19 protein-coding genes are annotated in these 22,867 nt (G+C 75.6%); 8 read left to right on the top strand and 11 right to left on the bottom strand.

Annotated features, from left to right (window positions below):
* Positions 1-106 precede the first annotated feature (106 nt).
* The 3 genes from ACIG3E_RS27325 (at position 107) to ACIG3E_RS27335 (ending at position 4,295) form a co-directional block, all read left to right on the top strand.
* Positions 107-1,294 carry an aminoglycoside phosphotransferase family protein gene (locus tag ACIG3E_RS27325; RefSeq protein ID WP_399621617.1) on the top strand — a complete coding sequence of 396 codons (1,188 nt, stop codon included), beginning with the start codon at positions 107-109 and terminating at the stop codon, positions 1,292-1,294.
* A 239-nt stretch (positions 1,295-1,533) separates the two neighbouring features.
* Positions 1,534-3,087 carry an alpha/beta hydrolase gene (locus ACIG3E_RS27330; RefSeq protein ID WP_399621620.1) on the top strand — a complete coding sequence of 518 codons (1,554 nt, stop codon included), beginning with the start codon at positions 1,534-1,536 and terminating at the stop codon, positions 3,085-3,087.
* A 17-nt stretch (positions 3,088-3,104) separates the two neighbouring features.
* On the top strand, positions 3,105-4,295 hold the full coding sequence (locus tag ACIG3E_RS27335; RefSeq protein WP_399621622.1) for a serine hydrolase domain-containing protein: 1,191 nt from the start codon (positions 3,105-3,107) through the stop codon (positions 4,293-4,295).
* Positions 4,296-4,347: 52 nt separating this feature from the next.
* Here the strand turns inward: ACIG3E_RS27335 and ACIG3E_RS27340 are convergent, their stop codons facing one another.
* Positions 4,348-5,418, bottom strand: a complete 1,071-nt coding sequence (locus ACIG3E_RS27340) for a PP2C family protein-serine/threonine phosphatase (RefSeq protein WP_399621627.1) — start codon at positions 5,416-5,418, stop codon at positions 4,348-4,350.
* A 184-nt stretch (positions 5,419-5,602) separates the two neighbouring features.
* Here ACIG3E_RS27340 and ACIG3E_RS27345 point away from each other — a divergent pair, with 184 nt between their 5' ends.
* Positions 5,603-7,642 carry an ATP-binding protein gene (locus tag ACIG3E_RS27345; protein WP_399621630.1) on the top strand — a complete coding sequence of 680 codons (2,040 nt, stop codon included), beginning with the start codon at positions 5,603-5,605 and terminating at the stop codon, positions 7,640-7,642.
* Between the two features lie 66 nt (positions 7,643-7,708).
* On the top strand, positions 7,709-8,860 hold the full coding sequence (locus ACIG3E_RS27350; protein ID WP_399621633.1) for a serine hydrolase domain-containing protein: 1,152 nt from the start codon (positions 7,709-7,711) through the stop codon (positions 8,858-8,860).
* Between the two features lie 28 nt (positions 8,861-8,888).
* Here ACIG3E_RS27350 and ACIG3E_RS27355 read toward each other — a convergent pair whose 3' ends face one another.
* The 6 genes from ACIG3E_RS27355 to ACIG3E_RS27380 are packed head-to-tail and all read right to left on the bottom strand — an operon-like array spanning position 8,889 to position 14,143.
* Positions 8,889-9,812, bottom strand: coding sequence for a DMT family transporter (locus ACIG3E_RS27355; RefSeq protein WP_399621636.1), 924 nt, complete (start codon positions 9,810-9,812; stop codon positions 8,889-8,891).
* Between the two features lie 12 nt (positions 9,813-9,824).
* Positions 9,825-10,727, bottom strand: coding sequence for an acetylglutamate kinase (locus ACIG3E_RS27360; protein ID WP_399621640.1), 903 nt, complete (start codon positions 10,725-10,727; stop codon positions 9,825-9,827).
* Complete coding sequence (gene argC / locus ACIG3E_RS27365; RefSeq protein ID WP_399621643.1) at positions 10,724-11,809, bottom strand: N-acetyl-gamma-glutamyl-phosphate reductase; 1,086 nt, start codon at positions 11,807-11,809, stop codon at positions 10,724-10,726. The genes ACIG3E_RS27360 and argC overlap by 4 nt, the downstream gene beginning before the upstream one ends.
* Positions 11,806-12,702, bottom strand: a complete 897-nt coding sequence (locus tag ACIG3E_RS27370) for a RimK family alpha-L-glutamate ligase (protein WP_399621646.1) — start codon at positions 12,700-12,702, stop codon at positions 11,806-11,808. Before ACIG3E_RS27370 ends, argC begins: the two co-directional genes overlap by 4 nt.
* Positions 12,699-12,878, bottom strand: coding sequence for a lysine biosynthesis protein LysW (locus ACIG3E_RS27375; RefSeq protein WP_399621649.1), 180 nt, complete (start codon positions 12,876-12,878; stop codon positions 12,699-12,701). The genes ACIG3E_RS27370 and ACIG3E_RS27375 overlap by 4 nt, the downstream gene beginning before the upstream one ends.
* Positions 12,875-14,143, bottom strand: a complete 1,269-nt coding sequence (locus ACIG3E_RS27380) for an isopropylmalate synthase (RefSeq protein WP_399621652.1) — start codon at positions 14,141-14,143, stop codon at positions 12,875-12,877. Before ACIG3E_RS27380 ends, ACIG3E_RS27375 begins: the two co-directional genes overlap by 4 nt.
* A 368-nt stretch (positions 14,144-14,511) precedes the next feature.
* Here ACIG3E_RS27380 and ACIG3E_RS27385 point away from each other — a divergent pair, with 368 nt between their 5' ends.
* Positions 14,512-17,628 carry a LuxR C-terminal-related transcriptional regulator gene (locus ACIG3E_RS27385; RefSeq protein WP_399621655.1) on the top strand — a complete coding sequence of 1,039 codons (3,117 nt, stop codon included), beginning with the start codon at positions 14,512-14,514 and terminating at the stop codon, positions 17,626-17,628.
* Here ACIG3E_RS27385 and ACIG3E_RS27390 read toward each other — a convergent pair.
* On the bottom strand, positions 17,559-18,131 hold the full coding sequence (locus ACIG3E_RS27390; protein WP_399621659.1) for a gamma-glutamyl-gamma-aminobutyrate hydrolase family protein: 573 nt from the start codon (positions 18,129-18,131) through the stop codon (positions 17,559-17,561). The genes ACIG3E_RS27385 and ACIG3E_RS27390 overlap by 70 nt on opposite strands.
* 69 nt (positions 18,132-18,200) lie before the next feature.
* Between ACIG3E_RS27390 and ACIG3E_RS27395 the strand changes: the two genes are divergently transcribed.
* Together ACIG3E_RS27395 and ACIG3E_RS27400 are read left to right on the top strand one after the other, a co-directional pair.
* Entirely contained in the window at positions 18,201-18,617 is a 417-nt protein-coding gene (locus ACIG3E_RS27395) for a RidA family protein (protein WP_399621662.1), read from the top strand.
* Positions 18,618-18,851: 234 nt separating this feature from the next.
* Positions 18,852-20,828 carry an N-acetylmuramoyl-L-alanine amidase gene (locus tag ACIG3E_RS27400; protein ID WP_399621665.1) on the top strand — a complete coding sequence of 659 codons (1,977 nt, stop codon included), beginning with the start codon at positions 18,852-18,854 and terminating at the stop codon, positions 20,826-20,828.
* Between the two features lie 81 nt (positions 20,829-20,909).
* Here the strand turns inward: ACIG3E_RS27400 and ACIG3E_RS27405 are convergent, their stop codons facing one another.
* The 3 genes from ACIG3E_RS27405 to ACIG3E_RS27415 all read right to left on the bottom strand — a co-directional run bounded on the left by ACIG3E_RS27405 (position 20,910) and on the right by ACIG3E_RS27415 (position 22,852).
* Positions 20,910-21,260 carry a hypothetical protein gene (locus ACIG3E_RS27405; RefSeq protein WP_399621667.1) on the bottom strand — a complete coding sequence of 117 codons (351 nt, stop codon included), beginning with the start codon at positions 21,258-21,260 and terminating at the stop codon, positions 20,910-20,912.
* A 330-nt stretch (positions 21,261-21,590) separates the two neighbouring features.
* Complete coding sequence (locus ACIG3E_RS27410; RefSeq protein ID WP_030675137.1) at positions 21,591-22,091, bottom strand: hypothetical protein; 501 nt, start codon at positions 22,089-22,091, stop codon at positions 21,591-21,593.
* A 107-nt stretch (positions 22,092-22,198) separates the two neighbouring features.
* Positions 22,199-22,852 carry a CGNR zinc finger domain-containing protein gene (locus ACIG3E_RS27415; RefSeq protein WP_399621671.1) on the bottom strand — a complete coding sequence of 218 codons (654 nt, stop codon included), beginning with the start codon at positions 22,850-22,852 and terminating at the stop codon, positions 22,199-22,201.
* Positions 22,853-22,867 lie beyond the last annotated feature (15 nt).

The following is a 22,867-nucleotide window of genomic DNA, read 5'->3' on the forward strand; positions in this document are numbered from 1 at the left end:
CCACCCCGACCCGGCCCCCACGGGGCATTCCCCAGGGTGCACCCACGGAAGGCCGGGACGGGAGGGCGCCGCAACTCGCAGGCACACGAAGGGATCTGTATCGCCCATGTACGCAGCATCGTCCTCCGTGTCCGCCCCGCCCCGGCCGCTGCGCCCCCACTCGCCGTCCCGCGGTCCCGCCCGCCCGGCGGAGGCCCCGCTCCAGGGCGGCGGCCCCTATCTGGCCCCGGCGCGCGCCGCGTCGGGGACGCTCGCTCCCGGTCGGCCGCGGCGCGCGCCGGCGACCGCGAACGGGCCGCTCAGCGGGAGACTCGACTTGTCCGGCCCCCAAGGCGCGCAGCTGCGCTCGGCCATCGCGTCGGTGCACCGCATCTGTCCGGAGTTCCACCCGGTGCAGGTGCTGCGCCGCAGCGGCCGCACCGTCCTGCTCGTCGGCACGACGGGCCGCAGCACAGCCGTCGCCAAGTGCCTCCTCGACCACTCGTCCGGCTGGACCGAGCGCATCAGGCACGAAATAGCTGCATACCGCTCGTTCGTCAGGCATCGTCCGCCCGTGCGCGCGCCGCGGCTCATCGCGGCCGACCCGGACGACTGCACCCTGGTGATCGAGCGGATGCCGGGCCGGGTCGCGGCGCTGCTGCGGCACCCCACGGAGGCCCCGCCCCGGGCGGACGTGCGGGCGGCGGTGGGCGCCGTGCACCGCCTGAACCAGTGGCGCCCGCCGAACGACATGTTCGGCAAGCCGCTGGACTACCCCCGGCGGATCGCGCGCTTCCACGAGCTGGGGCTGCTCACGGACCGGGACATGGGCGACCTCCAGAAGCTGCTGCGCGGCATAGCGCACGCGTACGCCTCGCAGCCGCAGGCCATGTGGCAGTTCTGCCACGGGGACGCGCTCCTGTCGAACGTGTTGCTTTCCCCGGCCGGTCCCGTGCTCGTCGACTGGGAGCACGCGGGCTGGTACCTGCCCGGCTACGACCTGGCGACGCTGTGGGCGGTCCTCGGGGACGCCCCGGTGGCGCGCCGCGACATCAGCCAGCTCGCCCAGCAGGCGGGCCCGGCGGCACGCGACGCGTTCCTCGTCAACCTGATGCTGGTACTCACGCGCGAGATCAGGAGGTGCGAGACGGCGGTGCAGCGCACGCTGCACGACGCCGCCCCGACGGCACCGGTGGGCATGCCCCACCCGGTCGCTGTGCCGTCCGGCGAGGAGCAGCGCCTGCTCCTTCGGCGGCTGCACGACGACTGCCAGATGGCCCGGCGGGCCGTGCGGGCGGCGGTCGGCACGCGCTGACGGGGACGTACGCCCGTGGTACGCCCTGCTGGGGGCGGGCCACGGGCTTTCGCGTGCGCGCAGGGGCCGTGTGCGCGTGTCGCCGTGTCGCCGTGTCGCCGTGTCGCCGTGTCGCCGAGGCAACTCTCCCTGCCGCCCCTGTGGTTGCCCCCAGCCGAAGACCTAGGGGTAGCCCCATGTCGTGGCGCGGCGCGCGCTCCTAGCGTCAAGGGCGACACCGCTTGATCCAAAGGAGCACCATGCGCGTCGCCCCCGCCGTCACCATCGGCCTCGGCCTGGTCGGCCTGCTGGCCGGAGCCGTCCCCGCGACGGCGTCCCCCGCCCCGCCCCCCGTCGGCTCCGCACAGCACCAGCGCCTCGACTGGCGCGCCTGCCCGGCGGAGCAGAAGGAGCTCAACGAGGCGGGCGCGCAGTGCGCCCACGTGACGGTCCCCCTCGACTACGCCCGGCCCGACGGCCGTACGATCCAGCTCGCGATCTCCCGCGTCAAGGCCAAGAACCGCAGCGAGCGGCGCGGCATCCTGCTGTCCAACCCCGGCGGCCCGGGGGGCGCCGGGCTCGCCACCACCCTCGCCCTGCGCCCGGCGTTGAAGGACGTGGCGGACCGCTACGACCTGATCGGCTTCGACCCCCGGTTCCTCGGCGACAGCAGCCCGATCGCCTGCGCCCCGGCCGGGCCGCCCACACCGCCCGGTCCGAAGACGTCCGCCCGCAAGGACTTCGAGGCCTCGGTGCGGTCCGCCCGGGACCAGGCACGGCGCTGCCGCGAGCACGGCGACAACGCCGAGCTCCTGCCGCACGCCTCCACCCGCAACGTGGCACGGGACATGGACGCCATCCGGGCCGCCCTCGGCGAGCGCGAGCTGTCGTACTACGGGGTCTCCTACGGCGCCGATCTGGGCGCCGTGTACACGCAGATGTTCCCGCGCCGCACCGACCGCATGGTCATCGACTCCTCCACGGACCCGGCGGCCACGCAGTACGAACTGTTCCGGCGCTCCGGCGAGCCGCTGGAGAAGTCCCTCGACGAATGGGCCGGGTGGGCCGCCCGGCACCACGGCACCTACCGGCTCGGCCGCACCGCGGCCCAGGTACGGGCCACCGTGCGGCGGCTGCTCGACCGGGCCGAGCGGCGGCCCGTCGGCATCGCGGGGCAGCGGCTCAACGCGCCCGTCCTGCGGCTGATCCTGAAGCAGCCCATCCAGCACCAGGAGAACGATCCGGCCCTCGCGGCCATCGTGCGGGACCTCGTCGACGCCGCCGCGGGAAAGCCGGTCGAGCCGGGACCCGAACTCGCCGCCATGCTGGAACTGCTCTCCTCCCCCGAACTGGCGGACAGCTTCGTGGGCGGCGCGGTCTTCATGTGCGGCGACGGTGGCTGGCCCGCGGGCGGCTGGCCCGCGGACCCCGAGACGTACTGGCGCAACAGCGTGCGCAGCCGCGCCACCCAGCCGGTCTTCGGCCCGTACGTCAACGGCATGATCGCCCCGTGCGCCTTCTGGGGCGCCGAGCCGCGCGAGCCGGGCACCAGGATCGGCAACAGCGTGCCCGTCCTGATGCTCCAGGCCCGCCGTGACAACAACGTTCCCTACGAGGGCGGTCTCGCCCTGCACCGCAAGCTCACCGGTTCCCGGCTGGTGACGGCGGACATCCGCGCGCACGGCGTGTACGGACGCGGTCTCGACGGATACCGCCCCGTTCCGTGTGCCGAGCGGGCCGTCAACGACTATCTGCGCGGCGGGGATCTGCCCGCCACCGACGTGACCTGCGCCGCCACGGAGGTGACCCGATGACGGGGACCGGCCCGGCGATGAGCCGACGCACGACCATGGCGGCCGCCGCCGGGGCCCTGCTCGCGGGCGCGGCCCCGCAGGCCGCGGCGGCCCCGCACGACGCCCCGGGGCACGCGCGCCACGCCCTCCAGGCCGATGTCGACGCGGTCCGGGCGACCGGGGCCACCGGAGTCCTCGCCGAGGTGCAGACCGCGCACGGCCGCACCACGGCACGCGCCGGAGTGGCGGACCTGGACTCCGGTCGACCGGTGCCCTGGGACGCGTACTACCGCATCGGCAGCGACACCAAGACCTTCACCGCCGTGGTCGCCCTCCAGCTGGTCGGCGAGGGCAGGCTCGCGCTCACCGACACGGTGGAGCGGTGGCTGCCCGGCGTGATCCGGGGCCACGGCAACGACGGCGGCAGGATCACCCTCGCCAATCTGCTGCGCCAGACCAGCGGCCTCAACGACTACGTCGCGCTCCCGGAAGGGGAGTTCACGCCCGAGGCGTACCGCGCGGGACGGTTCCGGACGCACACGCCCCGGGAGCAGCTGGCGGCCGCGCTCACGAAGCCGCCGCGGTGGCTGCCGCGCCGCGACGCCCCGGCGGCCGAGCGGCGCTGGGGCTACGCCAACACCAACTACGTCGTCGCGGGCCTGGTCATCGAGGCGGTGACGGGCCGTCCGTGGGCGCAGGAGGTCCACGAGCGCGTCATCGAACCGCTCGGCCTCCGGCACACGCTGATCCCGGGGACCTCCCCTTACGTCCCGCAGCCGACGGCGACGGCGTACACGCAGTTCCCCGGCGGCACGCGCCTTACCGACACCACGCTCGCCGCCGTCGGCGGTGCGGACGGCGCCCTCATCAGCACGACCCGCGACCACGCCGTGTTCCTGCGCGCCCTGATGGCCGGACGGCTGCTGCGCCCCGCGCAGCTGGCGGCGATGCGGCGCACCGTCCCGGCCGAGGACTGGATCCGGGCGAAGGGCGTCCGCTACGGCCTCGGCATCGCCTGGCGGCCGGTGGCGGGCAGCGGCTCGGGCCTCTGGTTCCACGGCGGGACCCACCTCGGTGTGGTCTCCGAGTCCGGCGTCACCGGGGACGGCAGCCGCGCCGTGACGACGGCGACGTTCACCCTGCGCACCGACGAGGCCCGGCAGGAGGCTCAGGACGCCGCCACGCTCCGCCTGGTGGACAACGCGCTGCGGGCGGGGGGCGGCCGCTAGGGCGGCGGGTCCGGCCCGGTGCTTCGCGGGCGGTCGGCGGACACGGTCGCAGTCACGCCGTCCAGGAGCGGCCCGCCGGCCTCGGGGGCGCCTCGCGCGGTCGGCCGAGCGGCGTGGGGGTGGCCTCGGCGAGCAGCAGGGTGAGGTCGTCCGCGAGCGGGGTGCCGCCGGTGTGGCGGTGCAGCAGGTCGGTCAGGCACCGCAGGGCGTCGTGCGGGTCGGGCGCGGTCAGGGCCGCGTGGCACTGCGGGCCGTCGAGCGGGAAGGGAGCGCTGTCGGCGTCACGGGCGTCGGTGAGGCCGTCGGTGTACAGGAGCAGGCGCTGCCCCGGTGCCAGCTGGACCCGTTGCAGACAGGGGGCGGGGCGCAGGCCGAGCGGGGGTGAGGGCCGCGGCGGGGAGAGCAGGTGGAGGCGGCGGCCGGTGCGCAGGGGCGGTGGGTGACCGCAGTTGACGATGCGGGCCTCGCCGGGGTGGAAGTCGACGAGCAGCAGGGTCACGAAGTCCTCCGAGCCGAGTTCGGGGCCCAGGTGCTCGTCGAGGGTCCGGGCGAGCCGGACCGGGTCGGGTTCGGTGGCGGCGGTGCGCCGGAAGGCGGCCAGGACGGCGGCGGCCACCCGCAGGGCCTGGACGCCGTGCCCCTTGACGTCGGCGAGCAGCACGCGCGGGCCCGCGCAGGTGAGCACGGCGTCGTGGACGTCACCGCCGACGCGGGCGTGCGGGTCGGCGGGCCGCGCGTGCACGGCGAGACCGACGTGGCCGACGCGGTCGGGCAGCGGGCGGGCCAGGGCCTCCTGCACGGTGTCGGCGAGTCGGGTCATCCGGTCGAGCGCACGCTCGGCGCGCACGCGGGAGTGCGCCGTCACCACGGCCCACACCGAGACGGCCGCGATGTTCAGGAGGGACGCCAGATCGCGCAGGGAGATCGGCGGCGAGTCCAGCAGGGCCAGGCCGACGGCGAGGGTGCCCAGGACAGCGGTCACCCGCGCCGAGAGCCGTTGGGCCGCAAGGAGCGGCCCGAGCAGGAGCAGTGCGTGCAGGGGCACATGGGCGAGGCTCATGACCGTGGCCACGGCCGCCTGTGCCCCTACCGCCGCGGCGAGCCACTTGTGCCGTGTTTCCACTGCGTCCCCCTGGTCGTCTGGTGAAGTTCGGATGTGCGCGTACGCCCCCCGCGTGCGGGGTACTGTGCCAGCTTCGATGACGGTCCGTGGCCAATTCGCCACAGCCCGCGCACCGCTGCCCCGGCGCCGGTAGCGTCGCGCGCTGCCCGGGTCGTCTCGCGTACGGAGCTCAAGGGGGGCGAAGGTGACGAAGTCACACGGACCGAGGGTGGAAGGCCCGCCGCGCGGCGGCGACACCGGTCTGGTCGGGCGGCGGAGCGAACTGGCGGAGGTCGCGGGACGGCTCGCCCGGCACCGCCTGGTGACGGTGAGCGGGGTCGGCGGGGTCGGGAAGACCCGGCTCGCCCGCGGTGCCGCCGCCGAGCTGCGGCCGCGCTTCCCCGACGGCGTCTGGTGGGTCGAGCTGTCCCCGCTGGAGGACGGCGCGATGCTGGCGTACGCGCTCGCCGAGGCGCTGCCCCTGGTCGACCAGAGCACCCGACCGATGTTCGAGGTGGTAGCCGAGTACCTGGCGGGGCGTGAGCTGCTGCTCGTCCTCGACACCTGCGAACACGTGGTCCAGGAGTGCGCGGACGCGGTGGCTTCCCTGCTGACGACGGCGCCGGACCTGCGGGTGCTCGCCACCAGCCGCCGCCCGCTCGGCCTGCCCGTCGAGGACGTCGTGGCGCTCGACCCGCTGCCCGAGGCCGACGCGCTGGCCCTGCTCGCCCGGCGGGTGGGCGAGGCAGCGCCGGGCCGCCCCACCGTGGGCTCCGGCCAGGCGGCGGCGCTGTGCAGGCGCCTCGAAGGGCTGCCCCTCGCCATCGAGCTGGCCGCGGCCCGGCTGCGGGAGATGTCCCCGGCCGAGCTCAACCGGCGCCTGGAGGACCGCTTCGAGGTGCTCGGCGAGTCGCGGCAGCCGGTGTACGCGGCGGACCCGCCCTGGCACCAGGCGCTGCGCACCGCCATCGGCTGGAGCCATCAGCTGTGCACCCCGGCGCAACGCCTCGCCTGGGCGCGCCTGTCCGTGTTCTGCGGCACCTTCGACGAGGAGGCGGCCCGCCGGGTCTGCGCGGACGACCGCCTGCCCGTCGAGGACGTGCCCGGCCTGCTCGCGTCGCTCGTGCAGAGCTCGATCGTGGAGTGGGTGCCGCAAGGGGCCGCGTCGCGCTACCGCATGCTGGACACCATCCGTGAGTTCGGCGCGTGCTGGCTGCGCGGCCTTGGCGAGGAGCACGCGGTCCGCCGCCGCCACCTCGGCCACTGCCTGGACCTCGCCCGCACGGCGGACGCCGCCTGGTTCGGCCCGGACCAGGTGGAGTGGTACCGCCGTACGCACGCCGAGCACGCCAACCTCCGTGCCGCGCTCGACTTCTGCCTCGCCGAGGGCGACGGGCACGGCGCCCAGGAGCTGAGCGGGTCCCTGTGGTTCGTCTGGTTCGCCTGCGGCTTCACCACGGAGGGCCGCCACTATCTCGACCGGGCCCTGGCCCTGGAGGCGTCCCCCGACCATGTGCGCGGCAAGGCGCTGTGGGCCCGCTTCCTCATCGCCATGAGCCAGGGCGACAGGGAGACGGCCCACCGGTGCGCCACCGCCTTCCGGGAGGCCACGGCCGCACGGGACGACGAGACCGTGCCGCAGGCCGTCGCCTATCTGAGCGGCATCGTCTTCAACCTGGACAACCAGCACGCCCAGGCGCTCACCGCGTTCGACGCGGCACCACGGGCCCGCCCGGCCCCCGGCCACTACGACTCGGCGTGGGGTCTCATCCGGTCCGCCCGGGCCTTCTCCCACGTCTTCCTCGGGCAGTTCGACCAGGCCGCGGCCGTCTCCGCGGAGCTGTGCGGCGAGAGCGAGCGCCACGGCGAGCTCTGGCTGCGCGCCTACGGCGACTACATGCTGGCCCTCGCCGAGCTCTTCCGGGGCCGGGCCGACGCGGCCACGGCCCACGCCCAGGCCGCGATGCGGGGCAAGTGCCACTTCCACGACAGCCTCGGCACCGCTCTCTGCGTGGACCTGCTCGCCTCCGCGGCCGTCGCCTCCGGGGACGGCGAGCGCGCCGCCCGGCTGCTCGGCAGCGCCGACCGGCTCTGGCAGGACATCGGCAGCGCCCGCGCCGGCGTCGAGGACCTCACCGCCGCGCGGGCCACCTGCGAGGCGCAGGCCCGCGACCTCCTCGGCGACGCCGCGTACGGGGCGGCGTTCCACACGGGCTTCGAGGGCGAGCTGGACCCGGCGACCTAGGGAACAAGCCGTGGGAACGCCCTGTTGTCGCCCCTGGCCAGTACATGATCGGCGTGGAGGGGACACATGGAGCAGGTGCGAGGGACCGTGGCCGCGGGGTTCGAGGGCGTACGGGAGACGTTCGCCGAGGTGCTCGGTGAACAGCGGCAGGCGCCCGAGGCACAGCTCGTCGTGCACGTGGACGGGCACCGGGTGGTGGACCTGTGGGGCGGGCCCGGCACCGCGGCGGACACGCTGACGTGCCTGTACTCCGTCACCAAGGGCGCCGCCCACCTCGTGCTGGCGCTCCTCGTGCAGGACGGGACCCTCGACCTGGACCGCACGGTGGCCTCCTACTGGCCGGAGTTCGGGGCCGCGGGCAAGGACCGGCTGACGCTGCGTGAGCTGCTCGCGCACCGGGCCGGTGCCGTCGGCGTGGACGGCGGCTTCACCCTCGCCGAGCTGGCCGACGACCGTCTCTCGGCCGCGCGCCTGGCCGGTCACCGCCCGTTGTGGGAGCCGGGCACCGCGTACGGCTACCACGCGTTCGTCATCGGGGCCCTGACGGGCGAGGTGGCGCGCCGGGTGACCGGCCGTACCCTCCAGGAGCTGTACGAGGAGCGGATCCGGGCCCCGTACGGACTCGACTTCCACCTCGGTCTGCCCGAGGAGCTGGAGGAGCGCTACGCACAGGTGCTGCCGCTGGAGCCCACCGAGGAGGAACTGGAACGGCTCCTGGAGGACGCCGCGGCCCCGGACAGCGTCGAGGGCATCGCCTTCAACCAGAACGCGTCCCCGCCCACCGACCTGGTGGCCTTCGCCAACACCCGTGCCGTGCGCGCCCTCGGCCCCGCCTCGTCCGGCGGGGTCGGCACCGCGCGCGGCGTGGCCGGGATGTACGCGGCCGCGATCAGCGAGGTGGACGGCCGGGAGCCGCTGCTCACCCCGCGCACCATCACCGAGTTCGCCCGGCTCAGCCATCGCGGCAGGGACCTCGTCACCGGCAACGACGACGTCTTCGGCCTGGGCTTCGAATCGCTCGGCGGACGCTACGCGTTCCTCGGCCCCGACGCCTTCGGCCACAGCGGTGCGACGGGCTCCCTCGCCTTCGCCGACCCCGCGACCGGGGTGGCCTACGCCTACACGCGCCGCCGCTTCGGCTTCCCGTCCGGCTACGGCGCGGGACCGGAGAACCACCGCCTGGCGGAGGCGGTGACCCGGGCGGCGAAGGGCCGGTAGCCCAGGACTCCGCGCGGCGGGGCCGAGGTCAGCGACGGCCGGTGCGTCCGGCCGCTCGCGGGGTGCCGCGGGCACGGACCGTGGCGGAGCGGCCGCCGCCCCATCGCCGAGTCGCGAGCCAGGAACCGGCGATGACCAGGAGGAAGCCGAGGACGGTCGCCGGGCCGACGGGTTCATCGAGCAGCAGCGCTCCGAGGAGCACCGCGACGGCCGGGTTGAGGTAGGTGACCACGGCCGCGCGGGTCGCTCCGGCCGCGGGCACCAGGGCGTAGTAGACGAGGAAGGCGACGGCCGTGCACACCAGGCCGAGTACGGCCACGGCTGCGGTGCTGTCGGGCTGGGGGGCGCGGGTCAGTACGGGTGGTGCGCCCAGCGGCGCGAGCAGCAGGGTGTTGGCGCCGAGCGTCGCGGTGGCCAGCTCCCGTGGTGAGGCGTCCTGGAAGGACCGCTGGACCAGCACCACGCCGGTGGCGTAGCCGATGGACGCGAGCAGCAGCAGAGCCGCGCCCACGACGGTGGAGGAGCCGCCGCCGTCGCCGCTCAGCAGGGTGAGGACGCCGCAGACGCCGATGAGCATGCCCGCGATCTGACCGGGCGCGACCCGCTCGGCGGGGGTCAGGTAGCGCACCAGGACGACGACGAACAGCGGCTCCGTCGCGATGAGGACTCCGGCGACGGAGGAGGTGACCCGCTGTTCGCCCGTGGCGATGGCGAGGAAGGGAACGGTGATCTGCGCCAGCGCGAGCGTCAGGACGGCCCGCCAGCGCCGCCGCAGCCAGCGCAGCAGGCTCCGCCGCAGCGAGAGGGCGCACAGGGCGGCGGTGGCCACCAGACAGCGCAGCCACGCCACGGACGCGGGCGGGTAGTCGGCCAGCGCCACCTTGATCAGCAGGTACGGCATTCCCCCGAGTACCGCGGCGGTCACGAACAACGCCCACGCGCGACCGCCCACGTGGTGTCCTCCTCATCCTCCGGGCGGGCTGCCCGGCCGCGCCGGGTGGACCGCTGTCTCCCGTTCGGTGTCGTGTCCGGCACCGCGCTCGCGCGCGATGACGGTGCCGAGGCGGCCGGTGCGCAGCGCGCCGACGGGGCCGTTCCCGATCACCACGGTCTCCACGCCGGCCCGGAGCGCTTCCGCGGCGGCGTGCAGCTTCTTGCGCATGCCGCCGGTGACGCCCTTGTGCCGCAGCGCGGACAGGTCTTCGGCGGCGAGCGCGCGTACGGGTGCGCCGTCGACCCGGACGTGAGGGACGTCGGTGACGAGCACCAGGCAGGAGGAGCCGAGGGCGCCCGCGAGGGCGGCGGCCGCGCGGTCGGCGTCGGTGTTGACGGTGCGGCCCCGGGGGTCGCGGGCCAGCGGGGTGACGAGGACGGTGTGCCCGGGGGCCGGCAAGTGGGCGAGGTCGACGTGGCGGGGCGGGCCGACCAGGTTGTCCAGTTCGACGAGGACGCGGTCCCGCCACCACAGCCGTTCGCCCTCTCCGGCGGTCAACAGGCCGTGGTGGCCCAGCACATGGTGGAGGGTGCGGGGGCCTTGGCGGGACAGTTCGGCAGCCACCCGGCGGGCGATGTCGGCGCTGACGCGTTCGATGTCGTCGAGGACGCCGGGGGTGGTGAGTCTGCTGCGGTTGCCGTACCGGTCCCGTACGAACGCCTCCGGCCTTCCGTGGGCCGGGTCGAGCGCGGCCAGCTCCCGCGACCAGCCGTGCACGAGGACGGTGCGGGGATGCGCGAGGGCGGTCCCGGCGAAGTCGTCCCACCAGGCGGCGGACAGGTCCCGCAGGATGCTGCCGCCCAACTTCACGACAACGGCGTCCGTCGGCCGCGGCGGCGCCGCGCGCGGTTCCGCTCCGCCGCCGGTGGTCATACGGGCACCACCGGCAGCATGGCCAGACCGGTGTCCTCCGCATAGCCGAAGCGCAGGTTGAGCGCCTGTACGGCCTGCCCCGCCGCTCCCTTGATCAGGTTGTCGAGCGCGGCGAGGGCGATGACGCGCTCGCCGTCGGGGTCGTGCACCGCGCTCACGTCGCAGTAGTTGGAGCCGTTGACCGCCTTGGGGCTGGGCACGGGGATGGCGGTCTCGCCCTGCCGCCGGAAGCGCACGAAGGGGTGGTCGCGGTAGAAGCGGATGTAGGCGCGCAGCAGTGTCCTGTCGCCCGCGTCGGCCGCGTCGGCCGCGTCGCTGTCGCCGCCGAGTTCGGTGAAGGCGTAGCAGCTCACCAGTAGGCCCCGTACTCCCCCGGTGCCGTACGCCGACATGCTGACGCGCGGGCCTTCGGTCGTGCGGCGGCCGAAGAACTCCTCGATCTCCGCGGCGTGCCGGTGGCCCGCCGGGGCGTAGGGAGTGATGTTGCCGTCGCGGTAGGGGTGCGCGTCGGCGGTGCGGCCGGTGAGGCCGCCGCCGCTCGAGCCTCCCTTGGCGTCGATCAGGAGCCGCCGCGGGCACAGGTCCATGCCGAGCACCAGCGGGGCGACGGCGAGCGTGGCGGCGGTCGCGTAGCAGCCGGGCAGGGCGATCAGCGCGGCCTGGGGCAGCTGGTCGCGGACGAGTTCGGGTACGCCGTGGACGAAGTGGTCCACGAGTCCCGGTGGCCGGTCGGCGTCCGGGTACCAGCGGGCGTGGGCCGCGGCCGAGCGCAGCCGGAAGGCGCCGCTGAGGTCCACGACCACGGCGCCGGTGCGGGAGAGCCGGGGCGCGAGGCGGGCGGACACCGGCGCGGGCGTGGCCAGCAGTACGGCGTCGCAGCGCCGGGCCGCCAGGTCGTCGGTGACCTTCTCGATCAGCGGGTCGGGGCGCAGGCGCAGCCCCGGGTGGACCGCCGAGAGGCGCTGTCCGGCGTGCCGGTGGCCGCCGAGGTGGACGAGGTCGAGTCCGGGGTGCTGGTGGACGAGCCGGATCAGCTCGCCGCCGCTCAGCCCGGCGGCGCCGATCACGCTCACGCGGGTCATCCGAGTACCCGGCGGATGTACGCGGCCAGCGCCCGCGCCGGGTCCACCGGTGCCACGGCGGCGAGCGTGCGGAAGCCGGGCACGTGGTTGACCTCGCCGACCAGGGGGCCGTCGCGCTGGTCGAAGAGGTCGACGCCGTACACGCCGGGGCCGAGCGCGGCGGCCGCGCGCAGGGCGACGTCCTCGGCGTCGGGGCGGTCGGTCAGATGGTGCGGGTCGCCTCCGGTGGCCGCGTTGCGCCGCCACTCCCCCGGTGGGCGTCCGAAGCGGACGGTCGCCACGACGCGCTCGCCCGCCACCAGGCAGCGCAGCGTGGGTCCTTCGAGGAACGGCTCGGCCAGGTAGGCCTGTTCGTAGCCGTGCGCGAGGTCCTCCACATAGTCGTAGAAGGACTCGGCCAGATCGCGGTCGCGCAGCAGGAACACCCGGCGGCCCCTGCCGCCGTACAGCGGCTTGACCACCGTGGGCGTGCCGAACTCGGCGAGGGCCGCGCGCAGGTCGGCGCGGGAGAGCACGAGCCGGAAGGCAGGCGCGGGCACGGACGTCCGGTGCAGGGTGGTGAGCAGGTCGAGCTTGTTCTCGCACAGGGCGATGGTCCGCGGGCTGTTGAGGGTGGGGACGCCGCTGGCGGTCAGGGCGGTGGCCAGCAGGCGGCCGCGTACGTAGCTCCGACTGCGGATCAGTGCCAGGGCGCAGGACGGCGGGCTGCTCTTGGGGAGGCCCAGGGAGAGCGCCTCGTCGTTGACCCAGCGCCCGTCGAGCCCCGTCGCCCCGAGCGCGTCGAGGAGCCTGCGTTCCTCCCAGCCCACCCGGTCGGCCACCACGGCGACGGTGGCGCCCGGGCGTTCCTCCGGGACGGGGTCCGCTCCGGCCTCCGCTCGCCGTGCCGTCACTGGCCCCAGTCCCTCAGCTCGGTCTCCACCATCTCCAGTTCGGCACGCCCGTCCGCGGCCCGGGTGACGCGCAGGGTCAGGAGGCACTCGGGGCAGCCCACCGTCTCGCCCTCGGTCAGCGGGGGCAGGGACATCTCGGTCTCGCACTCGGGGCACAGGGCGGTGAGGGCGCTCATGACAGCCCCGCCCGGGGGGCCGTGGCGTGCGCGGCCGGAGCGTTTGGGGGTGCGCCGCCGGTGCCGGACGCGGCCTTGAAGGTCTCGGCCAGGCGGCGGATGCCGTCCCGGTCCAGGGCGGGGCGCCCGTGGCGTTCCTGGTGTGCGCGCAGCCAGGCGCAGTAGGCGTCCACGTCGAGGCCGTCCGCGGCGTCGCCCAGTGCCCAGGTCAGCAGGGGTGGCCCGAAGCGGGTGCGGACCCGCAGCGTGCGGTGGTTGCCGACCTGCTCGGGGGCGATGGACTCGTAGGCCGCGGGGTGGGTGAGCTGGCCGAGGATCTCGTACGCGAAGGCGCGATCGGTGGCCGGGCCGGAGACGAACGGCTGGTCGAGGCCGGCCCGCCGGTGCACTTCGGCGGTCAGCTCGGGCAGGTGCTCCAGGGCGTGGCGGTCGTCGTCGTAGAGCACGCGCAGGGAGCACAGGAGTTCGGCGAGCGGGGTGTTGCCGCCGCGTTCGCCGATGCCGGCGGTGGTCACCGAGATCCAGTCCGCGCCCGCCGCGTGGGCGGCGAGCGAGTTGCCGACCGCCATGCCCAGCATGTTGTGGCAGTGCACCTCGACTTCGTCGGTCGCGTCGCGGCAGGCGTCCTTCCTTAGCGCGGCGACGAGTTCCCCGCAGCTCCAGGGGGTGAGCGAGGAGACGGTCTCCGCCAGGCGGAAGCGGTCGGCCCCCGCGGCGAAGCCGGACGCGACGTACTCCGTCAGGCGGTCCAGTGGGGTGCGCGCCGCGTCCTCGCCGCTGAACGTCACGTGCAGGCGGCGGTCCTTGGCCTCCCCGATCGCGACGCGGGCCAGCGTCATGAGGCGCCGCAGGCTGGGAGAGCCGAGCTTGAGTCCGGCGTGCTCGGCGGAGGTCGGCAGCGAGAGCATCACACTGCGGCAGCCGAGCCGCAGGGCCTCGTCCAAGGCCGTGACCACCTGCGCCCGGGAGCGCACGGCCACCAGGGAGACGCAGTGGCCGGGGCCGACGGCCTCGTGGACGGCCTCCACCAGCGGGGCGTCGGCGCAGTGGGCTCCGGTGAGGAACCCGGTCTCGACCAGGTCGATGCCGACGCGGCGCAGCAGTACGGCGACCGCCGCGGCGCCGGGCGGGGAGAACTCGACACCGGCCATGTGCGCGGAGTCGCGCAGCGTCGCGTCGGAGACGCGCGGCAGGCGGGTCCGCGGCGGCGGCGAGCCGGGCGGGGAAGGGACGGGAGCGGCGGACGCACTGCTGGCTGCGGGCACGGTGATTGTCCTTCGGGCATCGGCGGCCTCGGCCGGGCCCCCGGTGCCGGGCCGCGGCACCCCCTGTTCCGCTCGGGCTCTCGTGCCGCTCGGCTCGGCCCACGAGGGCCGCACAAGAGGGCAGTCCAGCACACGTCCGGGGAAATGCCCTGAGTAGGGAACTGCTCAATGCGGGCCGCCGCGCTGCTCAGTGCCCGGCGCGACGCTCCCCTCCCGGTGGCGGACGGCCGCCCCCTCAGCGGCGCCGCCCCGCCGCGGCGGCGGCCTCGGCCGAGAGCCGCCTTCCGGGTGCTCCCGGTCCCTGCGTAGGGTTCTTCCGTACGGGTGCACCGTGGCAGGCCAACGCCCAACTGGCGGAGGTGACGCGCTTGGCCGCGACCGAACCCTCTCCCCCGTTCCGCACCCGCCCCCTGGACGCCGTGCTCACGCGGCACCCGGATGACTCCGGTGACGTCTGTCTCTCGGGTTTCGCGCGCCGTGAAGCGTCCACGGGGACCGCACCGGAGGAAGGCGGGCTCGCGGTGATCCGGGCGGCGGCCGCCGCCCGGCCCGGCGCGGACGCGTCTGGGGCCCCGGCGCCGGGTGCCGTCCTGGTGACCGGCCCTCCGGGCACCGGCAAGTCCTGGCTCCTGTCCCGGGCCGCCCACGAGCTGGGCTCCACCGGACGCCACCGCGTCGTCCAGGCGCTCACCACGTCCGGCACGCACTGCCTGCCGCTCGGGGCGCTCGCCCACGTGCTGCCGCCCGGCGGTCCCGCCAGGGCGTCGTCCCTGCTGCGCGCCGCGACGGAGACGCTGTGCGCCCGCTCCGGCCGGCGCCGCCTGGTCGTCGTCGCCGACGACGCGCAGTTCCTGGACGAGGTGTCCACCGCGCTGCTGTACCGCATGGCGTCGGAGGGGCGGTGCCTCGCGCTCCTCGCCACCCGCGCCCGGCCCCAGCTCCCGGCCCCCTTCCGGCAACTCGGCAAGCAGGGCAAGGCAGTTGACCTGGTCACCTCGGCGCTGGCACGCGACGGCGCGCGGGACTTCGCCGAGGCGGTCCTCGGCGGCCCCGTCGCCCGGCCCACGGCGGACCGGATGTGGCGGGCCACCGGCGGCGAGCAGGAGATGCTGAGCGAACTCGTGGCCGCCGGGCGGGCGGCGGACGCGCTCGTGCCCGTCTCGGGCGTCTGGACGTGGCGCGGCCCCTGGACCGTCGGCGCGCGCCTCGCCGAACTCGCCGACGAGCGGCTGGGACGGCCGGCGGGCCGGGCGCTGGAGCTGGTCGAGACCGTGGCCCACGGCGACCCCCTGCCCCTCGCCCTGCTCACGGCGGCGTTCACCGCCACCGAGATGGAGGCGGCCGAGGCCACGGGGGCGATCCGCACCGTGAACTCACCGGACGGGCCCCTGGTGACGCTGCCCGTCCCCCTGCTGGCGGAGGCGGTACGGGCGCGCTGCCCGACCCTGCGGGCGGCGGGCCGACGGCGGCGGCTCGCGCTGCTCGCGTCCGCCGACCTGGACACCGCGCTGCGGACCGGCGGCCCGGTGCCGCCGCGCACGGTGGCCCTGTGCCGGGCGGGCGGCGTGGCCGTGCCGCCGGCGCTCCTGGTGCACGCGGCCCGCGAGGCGTACGCGGCGGGCGACTTCTCCCAGGCCCATCAGATCGCCACCGAGGCCCTGGCCGCTGACGCGCGGTCGGCCGAGGCGGCGGCGGGGCACGTCTGCGGGGTCGGCCCCCAGGGCGCGGAGGCCGCCTCGCTGCTGTGGCGCGCCGGGCTGCTGGACGCGGAGATCGATGCCCCGGCGGGGGGCGGTGTGCCAGCGGCAGCCGCTTCCCTGCGGGCGCACCCCTGTGCGCGGGTGCGCGACGAACTGGCGCTGGGGGACGCCTGGGCGGTGTTCTGCCGCGCGGGGCGGGAGGCCGAGGCGCTGCGGATGCTGCGTGCCGCGGCGCGCACGACGGTCGCGCCGGAACGCCTGCGGGCGGCCGAGGCGTTCATGCTCGCCTGCGCGGGCCGCTCACGGGAGGCACTGCGCCGCGCGGCGGACAGCCGGGACACGGACTGGCGCACCACGGACAGCCGGGACACGGACTGGCGCACCACGGACAGCGGGGGCGCGGACTGGCGCGCCACAGACAGCCGCGCCACGGGCCAACGCACCGCGGGCGACCGCGCGGACACCCCCGGCGTGGGTGCGGCTCGCGAGGCACCCCCACCGGAGCCCGCGGTGCTCGCGTGGTGCGCGGAGGCGGTGGTGCAGTCCCGGCAGGGCCAGTACCCGGCGGCGCTCGCCGCGCTGGATCGTGCCGACGCGGCGACGGCCAGGGCGGCGACCGCCTGCCCCTGGCTGCGGACGGTGCTCGCCCATGTCCGGTGCGAGACCTACCTGTTGAGCGGGGAGCCCCGGCAGGCGGTGCGCGTGGCCACCGACGCCTACGAGGACGCCCTGGCCCGGGAGTGGTCCGGCGCGCTGCTCCGGGCCTGCGTGGACCTGGCGCGGGCCGCGCGGCTCCAGGGCTGGATCGGTGTGGCCCGCCGCGCGGTGCACGACGGTCTGAGCCTGCTCGACGCGCGGACGGCGGGGGCGCCCGCGGTGCCGTCGCTGCACCGCGAGCACGCGGCCCTCGCGGCCCTCGCCGGTGACGCCCGCCTCACCGCGCACGCCTTGGAGCAGGCCGCCGCCGCGCAGGGACACGATCACTTCGACACCGCACCCGGCGTGTGGGCGCGGCTGACCCGCGCGTGGGCGGCCCTGGCCGAGGGCGACCGGACCCGCGCCGGGCGGGCCGCGTGGGCGGTGGCGGCGGAGGTCGCGCGGGACCCGGACCTCGCGGGCTTCGCACCGCTGGCGCTGCACGACGCGGTGCGCCTCGGCCAGGCGGCAGCCGCCGCGCGGCGGCTGCGGACCCTGGGCGGCGACGCCCGGCACGCCTGCGCCGGACTCGCGCGCGCCCACGCCGAGGCCGGGGCCGACCGGGACGCGGCGGGCCTGGTGAAGGTGGCGGCGCGGTACACCGAACGCGCCATGTACCTGCACGCGGCTGAGGCGTACGCCGACGCGGCCGTGGCGCGCCGGTCGGCGGGCCGCGACGGCGAGGCCCAGCGGCTCCGCGCGCGGGCTGCCGTGCTCCTGGACCGCGCGGGCGGCGCGCCCGCGGTCACCGTGCCCTCCGACGGCTCGGCGCGGCTCACGCCCCGCGAGCGCAGCGTCGCCCAGTCCGCGGCCGGTGGCCTGACCAGTCAGCAGATCGCGGCGCTCCTCTGCCTCTCGGTGCGCACGGTGGACAACCACCTGCACCGGGCCTACGGCAAGCTCGGGCTCAGCGGCCGAGGCCAGCTGGCCGCGCTGTTCGGACCGTGCCCGGACGACCTGCCCGAGGCCGCGCCGAGCGGAGCCGTACCGCCCGGCCCCGGAGCCCTGCGGGCCGGGGCTCAGAACGCGGCGGCCAGTTCCAGGAACCGCCGCAGGATCAGCTCACCGTCCGTGCGGAACTCCAGATGAGCCTGCGCGCCCACGAGACGGCCGTCCGCCGAGCGGAAGAACTCCACCGGGCACTGGGGGGACCATCCGGTCACGGCCAGACCGTCCGACAGGCCCGACAGATAGCGCGTGTGCCGCTGGAAGAGCCGCACGGTGTCGCCCACGTAGGCGAAGAGGGGGTCGCCGGTGTCGACCGTCACCTCGTGTCCGCCCACCCGCTGCTCCCGCCGGACCAGCGAGCCGCCGCGGGCCAGGCCCATGATGTGCATCCCGCCGCAGACCCCGAGCACGGGGACCCGGCAGCTCTCCACCAGGTCCACGAGCGGGCCGTACGCTCCGCGCGCGTGCGTGCCCCGGTCGGCGGGCACCTTGGTGCCGCTCAGCACCAGGGCGCCATGGCCGCTCACGAGGCGGCGGGGCACCTCCCCGCAGCCCACCACGTCGCTCTCGGCGCCGAGCCGGGCCAGCCGACCGGTCAGCGCCCCGACCGACAGGCTCCCGTTGTCCACGACCAGCACCCGCATGGGCCCCACCACGCTTCCCTTCCGGCCGGGCCACGGCCCGTCGGCATCCGCGCCCCAGAGAGGACTTCCATGGACGCCCCGTTCTTTCCCCTGTACCCGCAAGACCATCCGCCGACGGCCGCCCGGTACGCACCGGTCGTCGTCGTGCCGCTGCCGGGCGGAACGGCGCAGGTCTTCGTCAGCGGCCAGGTCGCCAAGGACGCTGCCGGGCAGCCGACGGCCCTCGGGGACGTCGGCGCCCAGACGGAACGCGTCTTCGACCTCCTGGACGCGGCCCTGGCCGCGGCCGGTGGCGGTCTCGCCGACCTGGTGAGCGTCGTCGTCTACGTCGTGGACATGGCCTCGCTGCCCGCCGTGTCGGCCGTACGCGACCGGCGGCTCGGCGACCCTCCCCCGACCAGCACCGTCCTAGAGGTGTCGGCCCTGGCGAAGCCCGAGTTCCTGGTCGAGGTCAGTGGCGTGGCGATGGTACGTACCGACGCCTGACCGCGCCGGACCGCGAGCGGTGGGGCGCCCGCGCCCCCGCATTGGTCCATTCCACTGACGCGCGGCAGGCGATCGCGCTACTTGGGGCGAAAACCCGGGGAAACACCGCTGACATGGGAAATCCCTTCCCCTGGGCCTGATTGACGGATCGTCGGAGAGCGGGTACCACTGACGCACGCCCGGCCCCGCGTACCCCGTCCCGCTGCACCGGCCCAGAGGTCTCAGGAGGCTGCCTTGCGAGGATCCGCCCACCGTCCCGAATCCGCCGCGCGCAGACGCACCGTGAGAGCGGCGGGCGCCCTGGCGTCGGCCGCCCTGCTGGTGCCGCTCATCGGCGCCGCCCCGGCGCCGTCCGCGGCCGCGCCCGCGGGACCCGACTCCCTCCAGCGCGCGTTCGCGGCGGCCGCCGCCGAGTACGACGTGCCGCAGAGCGTGCTGCTCGGCGTCTCCTACCTCCAGTCCCGCTGGGACGCGCACGACGGCGCCCCGAGCGTGACCGGCGGCTACGGCCCGATGCACCTCACCGACGCGCGCACCGCGCTGGCCTCGGCCCCGCACCACAGCGAGGGCGACGAGGACCCGCGCGGCGACGCGTCCCGCCCGGCGCTGAAGCCGCGCCAGGTGCCCGACGCAGCCCGACTGCCCGCCCGCCTCAAGACGTTGAAGCGGGCCGCGCGGCTCAGCGGCATTCCCGAGCGGGAGCTGCGCGAGGACACCGCGGCGAACGTCCGCGGCGGCGCCGCCCTCCTCGCGGCCGCGCAGAAGCGGCTCGACAGGCCGTTCAGCGACGACCCGGCCGACTGGTACGGGGCGGTCGCCGCGTTCTCCGGCGCGGACGAGCAGGCGGGCGCCGCCTCGTACGCCAATGAGGTGTTCGCGGTGATCCGCGACGGCGAGCGGCGCACGACCGACTCCGGGCAGCGGGTGCGGCTCGCCCCGCGCCCCGGGCTGAGGCCCGACGCGGCGCAGGTCGAGCGCATGGGCCTGCGCAGGGCGCCGACGGCGGAGACGGACTGCCCCAGGTCCCTCGCCTGCGAGTGGATCCCGGCTCCGTACGAGGAGTTCGGCGACAACGACTACGGCAACCACGACAAGGCCGAGCGGCCCGGCTCCCAGGGCATCAAGTACATCGTCGTGCACGACACGGAGGGCCGGTGGGAGGGCGTCCTCAAGCTCGTCCAGGACCCGACGTACGTGTCCTGGCACTACACGCTCCGCTCGTCCGACGGCCATGTCGCCCAGCACGTGCGCACCAAGGACGTCGCCTGGCACGCGGGCAACTGGTACGTGAACTCCAAGTCCGTCGGCCTGGAGCACGAGGGCTTCCTCACGGCGCCCGACACCTGGTACACGGAGGCGATGTACCGCTCCTCGGCGCGCCTGGTGAAGTACCTCGCCAAGCGGTACGACATCCCGCTGGACCGGCAGCACATCCTCGGCCACGACACCGTCCCGGGCACCACGGCGGCCACCATCCGAGGCATGCACACCGACCCGGGCCCGTACTGGGACTGGCAGCACTACTTCCAGCTCCTCGGCAAGCCGCTGCACCGCACGGCGGGCCCGAAGGGCGGCCTGGTGACGGTGGCGCCCGAGTTCAGCAGGAACCAGGTGGAGTTCACCGGCTGCGTCAAGCCGGGCGAGACGTGCGTGCCGCACGGCTCCAGCGCGGTGCGCGTGCGCACCGAGCCCCGCGACGACGCGCCGCTCGTCAAGGACATCGGGCTCCGCCCGGGCGGCGAGCCGTCCACGATCGACGTGAACGACATGGGCTCGCGCCTGTCCACCGGCCAGCGGTACGCGGTCGCCGACCGCCAGGGCGACTGGACGGCCGTGTGGTACCTCGGCCAGAAGGCGTGGTTCAAGAACCCGAGGAAGCAGCCGACGGCCGTCGACGCGCGCGGCTGGACGGTGACGCCGAAGGACGGCGCGAGCGAGGTCCCGGTGTACGGCCGCGCCTACCCGGAGAAGGAGGCGTATCCGCCGGAGGTCCCGGTGCAGTCGGTCTCCCCGCTGCCGTACAAGCTGCTCGCGGGCCAGAAGTACGCCATCGGGGACAAGGTGCCCGGTGAGTACTTCTACGCGCCGACGTTCGACCTGAAGCCGCACCGGGTGGTGCGCGGCAAGGACGTCTACTACGAGATCCAGTTCGGCCACCGGGTGGCGTTCGTGCGCGCCGCCGACGTCACGGTGGTGCCGTCCGGCACCTAGGGGAACCGCCGGGCCCGGGCCTGTCGTGGGGGCAGGTCCGGGCCCGGCGCATGCGCTACCGAGGACGTGCGGCCGCGCGGTTCAGCCGGCGGTGTCCGTCGCCCAGATCGGCTGGCCCTGGTAGTAGATGCACACGTTGCCGTCGTCCTGGACGGACAGGATGGCCCCGTGGCGCCCGGAGGTGTTCGACGCCCACACGGGGCGGTCGTCCTGGGCGTAGACGACGAGGTTGCCGTCGCCCTGCATGACCGCGCGGTACCCGTCCGGGCGGGTGTCCGGCGACCACACGGGCTTCTCGACGCTGTCCCGGTAGACGACGAAGTTGCCGTCCTCCTGGAGCCGGAGCAGCGTGTGGCCGTTCCCGGAGGTCCAGGCCATGTTGCGGTAGATCGTGCTCGACGGTGTGTTCGGATAGATGTCGTTGTTGCTCATACGCGACTTCCCTCCCTGTCGAGATGGGCGGACACCCCGCTCCCCCACGACGCTAGGCGCGGTGGCGCCCCGCGCCTGAGAACAAAGCGCGCCAGCCTGAACATGGGGGTACGAACGGTAGGAAACCGCCATGCAACAAAAGCTCTCCACCAGCCCGTTGGGCGGTACGGGGCGCCCATCACGGGGGGACGAGGCGGCGCGAATCCTGCGCCGCGCCGACGGGCCCGGGGCCTTGTCCAGGAGCGGTACCGGCCAGTCGGGACGGGGAGGCGCGCCCCGCGCGGACCGAGATGCGTGACGCCGTCGCGCGGGGGCCGGAAGGGCGGTGGCTCAGCCCTGCTGGAACAGCTCGGCGGGCAGGGGCTTGAGGAGTGCGTACAGGTCGTCGGTGATCGGGCGGTCCCAGGCCGCGATGGTCACCAGGACGTTGTCGCTGCGGTCGAACTGGACGCAGGAGATGCGGCTTTCGGAGAGGCGCAGGCGGCGCACGATCAGGAGGTTGTCCCCCTGCATCACCGGCACGTCCTCGCTGGAGACGACGGTGACCTCCTCGTCGTTCTCCAGCGCGAGCAGGAGCTGGGCCACCTCGAAGGGCACCTCGCCGTCGGCGAGCTCGCGGGCCGGGGAGCCCTCCGGCAGATTGCCGATGATCATCGCGGGGCCGCGGCCGCCGAACAGGTCGTAGCGCAGGAAGACGCCCTGGCAGCTGCCGTCGGGGGCGGGCAGCAGGCCCGCACCGAGGTTGCCGGGCCAGTCGCCCGGGTCCATGGCGAGGACATCGAAGTCCGGCCCGGCGGGGGTGGCGGAGCTGCGGCGGCGGAGGAAGGACATGCGGCCATGGTACGTGCCCGCGGAGGCGTTTCCGGCGCGGGGGCCGCGAGGGAGAAACCCGTGGTCACGGCGGGCGCCGGGGGTGCGCGAGATCGCCGCGCGCGCCGTCAGGCCGGGCCGCGGGCGCGCTCGTGGTGGCGGGCCACGCGGGCCCGGTTGCCGCAGGACGGCTTGCACCACTCCTGGCGCGGGTGCTCCTTGAGGAAGTACCGCACGCAGCGTGGCGCGTGGCAGGCGCGCAGGCGTCGGCGGTCGGGTCCGGCGAGGAAGGCGTGCGCGGCCCGGGCCAGGGCGGCGTCGAGCAGGTCCGCGCGCCGGTCGGGCGAGGCGGGCCCGGGCACGGGCTCGTCCCGCACGCGGGGAGCTGCGCCGCCCGGCCAGGTCAGCACGGGCACGGTGGGGACCTTCGCCGCGGCCTCGTTCAGCCGGGCGACGGCCTCGGCGGGCGGCGGGAGGCGGTGGGCGTCGGCGGGGCTCGGCGCGTCCGGAAGCACGGCCCGGGCGAAGAGCGCGCGGACGGCGGAGCGCAGCGACCGTACACGGTCGAGCCCGGCGGCGTCCGCGCGGTAGCGGCGCGCCGCCAGGGCTTCGGGCAGCGCGTCGGCGTGGTCGCGCACCCAGGCGGTGAGGCCCTCGGGCGTGTCGAGGTCGTCGGCGACGCCGCCGCGCCCGTCGTGGCGGACGGTGGCGGCGAGGTCGAGCGTCAGCCGGGTGGGGCCGGGCGTCGGCGTCGGCGCGGAGACCTGGGGCGGAGCGGGCATGGGCTGATGATAGGT

The sequence above is a fragment of the Streptomyces sp. NPDC053474 genome, assembly GCF_044544845.1.
Lineage (GTDB): Bacteria > Actinomycetota > Actinomycetes > Streptomycetales > Streptomycetaceae > Streptomyces.